The sequence below is a fragment of the Aeromonas sp. ZOR0002 genome (genome assembly GCF_963866995.1).
Taxonomy (GTDB): domain Bacteria; phylum Pseudomonadota; class Gammaproteobacteria; order Enterobacterales; family Aeromonadaceae; genus Aeromonas; species Aeromonas caviae.
In genome coordinates this window covers 33706-41230 of record NZ_CAWMFQ010000173.1, presented here as the reverse complement: position 1 = coordinate 41230, position 7525 = coordinate 33706, and the positions used below count along the sequence as shown (strand labels likewise).

The 7525-nt window shown below is 63.0% G+C and carries 5 protein-coding genes; all 5 read right to left on the bottom strand.

What is annotated here, in order from left to right; genetic code table 11:
* On the bottom strand, nucleotides 1-1248 hold a 1248-nt coding region (locus tag AACR77_RS10155; protein ID WP_042881216.1), incomplete at its 3' end, for a HAMP domain-containing protein.
* Between the two features lie 37 nt (nucleotides 1249-1285).
* Entirely contained in the window at nucleotides 1286-2497 is a 1212-nt protein-coding gene (locus tag AACR77_RS10150; RefSeq protein WP_041214588.1) for an EAL domain-containing response regulator, read from the bottom strand.
* Nucleotides 2490-6764 carry a transporter substrate-binding domain-containing protein gene (locus AACR77_RS10145; RefSeq protein ID WP_042881214.1) on the bottom strand — a complete coding sequence of 1425 codons (4275 nt, stop codon included), beginning with the start codon at nucleotides 6762-6764 and terminating at the stop codon, nucleotides 2490-2492. The genes AACR77_RS10150 and AACR77_RS10145 overlap by 8 nt, the downstream gene beginning before the upstream one ends.
* Before the next feature lie 144 nt (nucleotides 6765-6908).
* Nucleotides 6909-7112: a hypothetical protein gene (locus tag AACR77_RS10140; protein ID WP_042881212.1), complete on the bottom strand. Its 204-nt coding sequence runs from the start codon at nucleotides 7110-7112 to the stop codon at nucleotides 6909-6911.
* A 293-nt stretch (nucleotides 7113-7405) separates the two neighbouring features.
* On the bottom strand, nucleotides 7406-7525 hold a 120-nt coding region (locus AACR77_RS10135; protein ID WP_042881210.1), incomplete at its 5' end, for a deoxyguanosinetriphosphate triphosphohydrolase.

Sequence of the window (7525 nt, the reverse complement as noted above, 5' to 3'; positions counted from 1 at the left end):
CACCGCATCGAGCCGCTGATTCTGGCTCGCCAGATCATCCACGATGGCATTGGTGGTCTGGCCCACCTCGCGGCCAGCCCCTTCCACCTGACCGACCGCCCCCTGGATCTCCCCCACCAGCTCGCGCAACTGTGCCGACATCCGGTTGATGGAGCCCGTGAGCCCTCCCAGCTCATCCTGACGAAGCACGGGCAAGGGGGTGACGGGGAGGCGGCCATCGGCCACCAGGCCCGCCCGTTTCACCAAGCTGGCGATGTCCCGGGTCAGGCGCCGGCTGAACAGCAGGGCCACCAGGGTGCCCAGCAGGATGACACTGGTGGTGGCCAGCAGCAGGGTGCGGTGAATGGTCTGACTGGCGGCCGCCATCTCCCCCGCCATCTTGTCCACCTCGGCACGGGTATGGGTCACCTGAGTCGCCAGCTGATCCGCCAGCCGGGTCAGGGCGGGCTCTATCTCGGTGGCCATCAGGTGGTTGGCCCTGTCCCAGTCCGGGGCCTGGCGCTTCTCGATCACCTGGCCGACCAGCTCGGCAAAGGGGGCTGACATCTCTTCAAAGAGCGTCCAGAGCCCCTTTTGTGCCTCGGTGAAGTTGGCCTCCTGCTGTTTCAGCTCGGCCACCCGCTGCTGGTGGAACTGGTAGTAGTCCCGGTACTTGTCCAGGTACTCCTTCTCCCCCGAGATGAGGAAATCCCGCAGGGCGGAGAGCGCATTGCCCAGGCTGTTGTAGGCATCCCCCACCTGCTTGAGCAGCAGGCGCCTGTCACCGGGCAACGTCGCCTGGGGCGTCGCCACCTCTTCATTGGCAAAAGACTGCAACTGATCGAGGGCCGATTCCGCCAGGGGGCCGGCCTCCAGCAGCATCAGGGTGTGGGCGGGCAGGTTCTCTTCGGTGTGAGCCAGGGCCCACACCTGTGACTGTGCCCCCTTGAAATCCTTGAGTGCCCGGGTCAGGTCGGGGGTGAAACGCTGGCGATCGATGGCGTGCCAGGCCTCTTCCCACTCCTGCTTGATGCGATCACCCTGTGCCGGATCCTTGCCGAGGATGAGATAGGCCCGCAGGGATGAAACGGTGGCAATCAGGGCTTTCTGGCTCGCCTCGTCCCGCTGCAGGGCGGGCAGGGCCTGGGCCAGCAAGGCATCTTGCGAGCCTTCGATCCGGCCGAGCTGATGATAGACAAGGGCGGAGGAGAGAATGATGAGCAGGTTGATAAAACAGAAGCTCAACAACAACTTGCTTGATATTTTCATGGCCATCCTTGGAATTCGTCGGGCATCCTGCCCGGGATTAGCGTCTGATGAGCGCGGGCAAACGAGCCTGCCAACCCTGATGCCACCCCATCAGCTCCTCGCGGGGCATGGGGCGGGCGGAGAAGAAGCCCTGGCATTGATCGCACCCCAGCTTCGCCAGCAATTGCCAGGTCGCCTCATCTTCGACCCCCTCGGCCACCGATTTCAAGCCCAACTTGCGAGCCAGCTCGATGCTGGACTCGATGATGGCTAGGCGAGAGGGATCTTCATAGCAGCGATCCACGAAGGATCTGTCCAGTTTCAACTCGGTAAAGGGGAGCAGGGCGAGCTGCTGCATGGAGGAGTAGCCGGTCCCGAAATCATCGATGGAGAGACCAAAACCGTGCATCCGCAAGCGGGTCAGCACCTCCAGCGACTTGCCGAGATCCTTGACGAAGGCGCTCTCGGTCACTTCGAGGGTGATGAGCTCGGGGTTGATGCTCCAGCGCTGGCAGTGGCTGAGCAGGGTGTTGCACAGATCCCCCTCGATGAGGGAGGTGGTGGAGAGGTTCATCGACAGGTTCAGGGAGAGCCCGGTCTTCTCCCACAGGTGGCCGTCCCGCAGCGCCTTGCCGATGATCACCTCGGTGAGCGGGTCGATGAGCCCGTTGTGCTCCGCCAGCGGGATGAAACGGGCTGGCGAGATGAGGCCATATTCGGGGTGCTGCCAGCGGGCAAGTGCCTCCATGCCGAGCCACTCCCCGTTGTGAAAACCCACCTTGGGTTGATACCAGGGCAGCAACTGGTCCTGATCCAGCGCCCGGCGCAGCTCATCCAGGGTCAGGTGATAACCATCCTCTTCCTGGCTGCGCACCTGCTGGGGCCGCCAGGCTCCGATGAGCTGCGCGATCTGCTGGGGAGACGCGGGTTTCTCGATGCGCCCCAGCACCTGCAGGCCATAGGCCCGGCTCATGCGCAGCACGGCATCGACCACGTCATCCTCCAGGGCGCTGCACAGCACGATGCCGCCGCGGAACCCGCCAAGGGAGAGGCGGCGCAGCAGCGCCATGCCATCCATGCCCGGCATGCGCAGATCACAGAACAGGATGTCGACCCTGTGGTGCTGGCACTGTGCCAGCGCCTCCTCCCCGTCCTGCGCCTCCAGCAGGTTGCCGTAGCCCAGTCCGCGGATCTGGTGCATCAGGGCCTTGCGCTGGAAGTTGTGATCCTCCACCACCATGATCGCCAACTCATGCCGTGCGCTATTCATCGAGCCATAACCCCGTTTCACCTCTGATAGAGTCCATCAATGCCTGTACCGCCCTGGCCAGGTCATCGAGCTTGTCCAGTTGTTTCAATCTGGCCGCCGCCTCCAGCCGGGCCGCCTCCTCTGCCAATGCCTGCTGTCCTACCATGCGCGCGGCCCCCTTGATGCGATGTGCCGTCTCCACCAGCGCCTGGGTATCCTGGCTGGCCAGCGCCAGCCTCATGTCCTCGCCATCCTGCTCGTTGGCGTCCAGATATTCGCTGGCCATGCTGCGAGCCACCGCCTCATCCCCGAACAGGGTCAACCAGCTTATGCCTGGCAGCTGAACCCTGGCTTGCCGGGGCGCCTCCGAGGCGAGCTGTTCTTCCTGAGTCGGCAACCAGCGTCCCAGGGTCTGGCTCAGGGCATCCAGACTGTAGGGCTTGAACAGCATGTCGTTCATGCCGGCATCACGCATCTGCTGGCTCGCCTCCTCAGAGGTATCGGCCGTCACCCCGATAATGGGAGCACTGTCCCCGGCATCCCGCAAGGCTCGCGTGAGGGCATAGCCATCCATCACCGGCATGTGGCAGTCGGTCAGCAGCAGGGCGAAGTCCTGCCCCTGCCAGGCGCGCAGCGCCTCCTCGCCATCTTCCACCACCTCGGATTCAAGCCCCAGGATAGCGAGCTGTCTCGTCAGCAATGCCCGGTTGACGGGGTGATCATCCGCCACCAGCACCCGCCCCCTGAGCTTCTCCCCCTCCATCCCCATCGACTGGCTCGCCTGCTGGTTGAACAGTGACTGGCAGGTTTCCAGCAACAGATCGGGGTAGAGAGGCGATTGTCCCAGTCGCCACCAGGCGTCGCCCCCCATGCGCCCCCGCAGGGCCTCATGGGGAGAGAGTACTATGCCCTTGAGGTTCGAACGCTGCAAACAGGCCAGCCAGTCACTGCCAAGGGCCTGTTCCAGGTGATTCTCCTGCGCCAGCAGATGCCCCTCGAGGGGCTGCTGCCAATGGTGTGCCTCCATGCGAACCAGTCTGGCGCCCAGCCTGGCCATCACCGATTCCAGCCCCTCATCCTCCCCAAACCACCACCATACCTGACCGGTCAGGGGCGGCGCTTCCCACTGGCACTCGGCCAGGGGCAGCGTGAAGGTCACGCAGGTGCCCATTCCGGGGGTACTTTCCAGGGTCAGGCTCCCCCCCATTTTCTGGGTGAGTTGATTACAGATGGCAAGCCCAAGCCCGGTGCCGCCAAACCGACGGTTGGTGTCGGACTCCACCTGCTTGAACGGGATGAAGAGGGTGCGCTGCTGCTCCAGGGCGATGCCGATCCCGGTATCCCGGACCCGGAAGGCCAGCCGGTCGTCTTCATAATCCACCTGGATGGCGATCGCCCCTGCCTCGGTGAACTTCACCGCGTTGTTCAACAGATTGGAGATCACCTGCCCCACCCTTATCCCGTCAATGCAGGCCAGATCCGGCACCGTCTTCCCCCACCGCAGCGTCACGTTGAGCCCCTTGCCATAGGCCAGGGCCGCATGTCCCCGGATGACATCGCAAATCACCGAGGTCAGGCGGCAGTGATGGGGGTGCAGTTGCAACTGCCCGGCTTCCATCTTGGAGAAGTCCAGGATGTCGTTCACCAGATAGAGCAGATGGTTGGTGGAGGTCGAGATATTGCGCAACATGTAGCGCTGATCGTCGTCCAGCGCACTTATTTGCAGCAGCTCCAGCATGCCGTGCATGCCGGAGATGGGAGTGCGAAGTTCATGACTCATGGTGGCGAGGAAGCGGCTGCGCGCCTGGGTCGCCTCCTCCGCCACCCGCCTGGCCTGGCGCAGCTCCAGCTCCTGGCGCTTGAGCTTGGTGATGTCCTGCACCACGCCGTTCAATATGACCCCTTCAAGCCCCTCCTGGTGAACGAAGTGACCACGGATCTGCAAATAGCCCGCCTCCCCCTGGCGCCGGATCTCCACCTCGAGATCCAGCGGCTGCATGCTCAGGGCATGACGATCCACCGTGGCCACGAAGTCCTCGTGCGCCTTGCCTGTCAGCCCCAGGATGGAGGCACCGGTGACCGCCATGCCGACCAGGTCCTCTTCGACCCCCACCATCTCCCTGACCCCTTGCGAGGTGTAGAGGAAGTGCCCCTTGCCCGGCCCAAGCCAGTGATACTGATAGACCAGACCCGGCATGCTGTCGGTGATCTGGGTCAGCCGGGTCTGCGCCTCCTGGGCCGCAAACCGCGCCTGCTCCAGCTCGGTCACGTCGGTCAGCACGGTCAGGATCCCGAGCCGCTTGTCATCGGGCCCCGCAAAGAGCCGCTTGGTGTATATCATCTGGTGCAGGCGATCGTCATCAAACCGGATCTCGCCCCGGCCATGGAGCTCCTCTCCGCTCTCCCAGACGCTGGCATCCTCCTCCATCACCCTGGCACGGATCGACTCGGGCAATCGATCCTGGAGCAACCGCTCATAGGAGCCCGTCAGGTTCTCCCCGCCGAGAAACATCTGCCGGTACGCCCGGTTCGTCATTGCCACTTCATAGCGCTCGTTGGTCAGCACCACCTGGTTGGGCAGGGCATCCAGCATCATCTGGACAAACACCAGCTGCTCCTCGAGCCGCCGCTCGGCCTCCCGCCGCTGGCTGATCTGGCGGCGCAGCGTCCGGTTCCAGCCCATGAACAGCAAGAGGCAGAGCAGGAAGATGCCGCCGCCAAGGGAGGACCAGAGCAGCACCGTCTTCGGATCCAGTCCCGTCTGTATGGTCAGGGAGAGCCACTTTTTCTCCAGGGCGGAGAGCTCGTCGGGGGGAATGGCGATCAACACCTTGGTGAGGATCTGCTGCAGCATGGGGTCCTGCAACTGGGTCGCCATGGCGATGGGTACCCGCAGGTCGCTGCCGGAGAAGACCACCTGGTAGCGGTCGCTGAATCCCTTTTGCAGCGACTGCTCCAAGGTGGTGGTGCTCATCAGCACATAGTCGACCTTCTGCTGGTCCAGCAGGGGCAGCAATTCGGCATCGCTGGCCACCGGCACGGCGATGGCCCCCACCTCGTTCAGCAAGACCTGCTCCACCGAGCCCCCCACCATGCCCACCCTGTGCCCTTTCAGGGCCCTGGCGGCGGTGAGCTCGGCCATCCCCTGCCTCGCCACGACCACCCGGTTGATCGACGCGTAGTTGGGGGTAAAGCGGGCAAACTGCTGACGCTCCGCGGTGGGAGTCATGGCCGGGATGAGATCCAGCTTGCGATCCTGGAAGAGCGCCATGCTCTGGGCCCAGCTCCGGGTCGGCACCAGGGTGAACTGGAGCCCGGCACGCTGGCTCATCAGTGTCAGCAGATCGGCAATGAGCCCCTTGAGCCGCCCCCTGTCGTCCACCTCGCTCATCCCGGGCCAATCCGGGGCAACCCCGTAGCGGATGACCGGATGTGCTTGCAACCACGCCTGCTCCTGCGGATTGAAGACGATCTCCCTGCTCCTTTTCACCAGGGCATAGTCGAGGATATCCCCCGCCTCCAGAATGGCGCGACGCTCGAGGGGAGAGATGTCCTCGAGGGCCCGCTCCAGCAATCCCTGCAAGACATCATTCCTGGGCGCCACGGCCATGGCGAGGGAGGTATCCCTCATCCAGTCGATCCTGGCCAGCGCCATGCCCGCCATGGCTTGCAGCCTGTTCAGCATGGGCAGCTCGGCCAGGTAGGCATCCGCCTTGCCCTCCTTGAGCATGAAGATCGCCTCGTCCCGGCTGTCGGCCGTGATCAGGTTCGAGATCCCAAGGCGCAGCAGCTCATCGCAGGCGCTGACACCGAAGACGCAGACCCAGCGCACCCCATAGGCCTCCTCCAGGGAGAGGCTCTCCCGCCCCCCCGTCAGCAGCACGGCGCGGGGCAGTGCCATCAGCTCGGAGGTAAATTGCATCTGCAGGGTGCGGGTCGGGCTCGGTGCCACCCCGATCAACATGTCGACCTTGCCATCCAGCAAGGCCTGCTGGACCGCCGCATTGTTGGCATAGGCACGGTAGCGAAGGCTCACCCCCAGCCTGGCTGCAATCTGGGAGGCGAACTCATCCAGGGGGCCGGTGAAGTTGCCGCGCCCATCGGTATAGACATAGGGTGGCCAGGCCGCCGAAGGCATGCCGACAACCAGTTCATCATGGGTGGCAAGCCAGTGCAGTTCGTCCAGGGTGAAGTTGCTCTGGTCCAGTTGCGCCGGCGCAGCCGCAACCATCAGGCTCCAGAAAGCCAGACCACATAGCAGGATGAGACGACAGCAGCGGCGGAACATTATCAACTCCCATACGAAACGGAGGGGGATCATAGAGTGTTTGGCGCAATGTGCGACAACTAAATTGAGACAATGCTCATCAGGAAAGAAAAATGGCAGGCCCAGGCCTGCCATCCACCAGGTCGGGGGCCGGGCCCCCTCCCATCAGGTTATTCGGTTCCCGAGCCGGAAACCGGTTTGAAACTCCCGCTCACGGATGTGGGCGATCTGCACTTCCTTGCCTTCCAGCCCGATGTCTTTGAGCAGGGCAGGTGAAAGATGCAGGTAGCTGACGCGACACTCCAGCCGGGTGATCCTTTTTTGAACCAGGGTCTCTACGTGGCGCAGCAGGGCGAGTTCGATAGACATAATATTCTCCAGTTGAACGTGCGGTTCCCCCGGAGAGAGGTGATCACCCTGCGGGACAACCGCGGGTGATGAAAAAAGCAGGTGTTACCTGTCCCCTCCACGCGGCAAATAAAGAGCACGAGTCTTCGCGCTGCCAGAGCAGCGATCGAACGCAACGTTGAACATGGAATGTTGCATGGTCGTCTCCTTACCGTGTGAAAGTTGAACAAGTTGCCGCAGTGTAAAAAAACACCGAATTTTACGCAATATCTCTCCCACCCATATGGGTGGAATGCGGCCAAAAAGAGGTTCAGTCAAATCCCTGACAACAGCCGGAACTCCTCCAGCGCATAGGTATCCGTCATGCCGCTCACATAATCGAGCAGCAGCCGCACCCGGTAGTACCACTCCTGCTCGCTCTCCTTTTCGAAACG

Coding starts and splice junctions, on each gene's coding strand:
- AACR77_RS10150 (WP_041214588.1), bottom strand. CDS start 2,497: ATGAATAGCGCACGGCATGAGTTGGCGATCATGGTGGTGGAGGATCAC.
- AACR77_RS10145 (WP_042881214.1), bottom strand. CDS start 6,764: ATGTTCCGCCGCTGCTGTCGTCTCATCCTGCTATGTGGTCTGGCTTTC.
- AACR77_RS10140 (WP_042881212.1), bottom strand. CDS start 7,112: ATGTCTATCGAACTCGCCCTGCTGCGCCACGTAGAGACCCTGGTTCAA.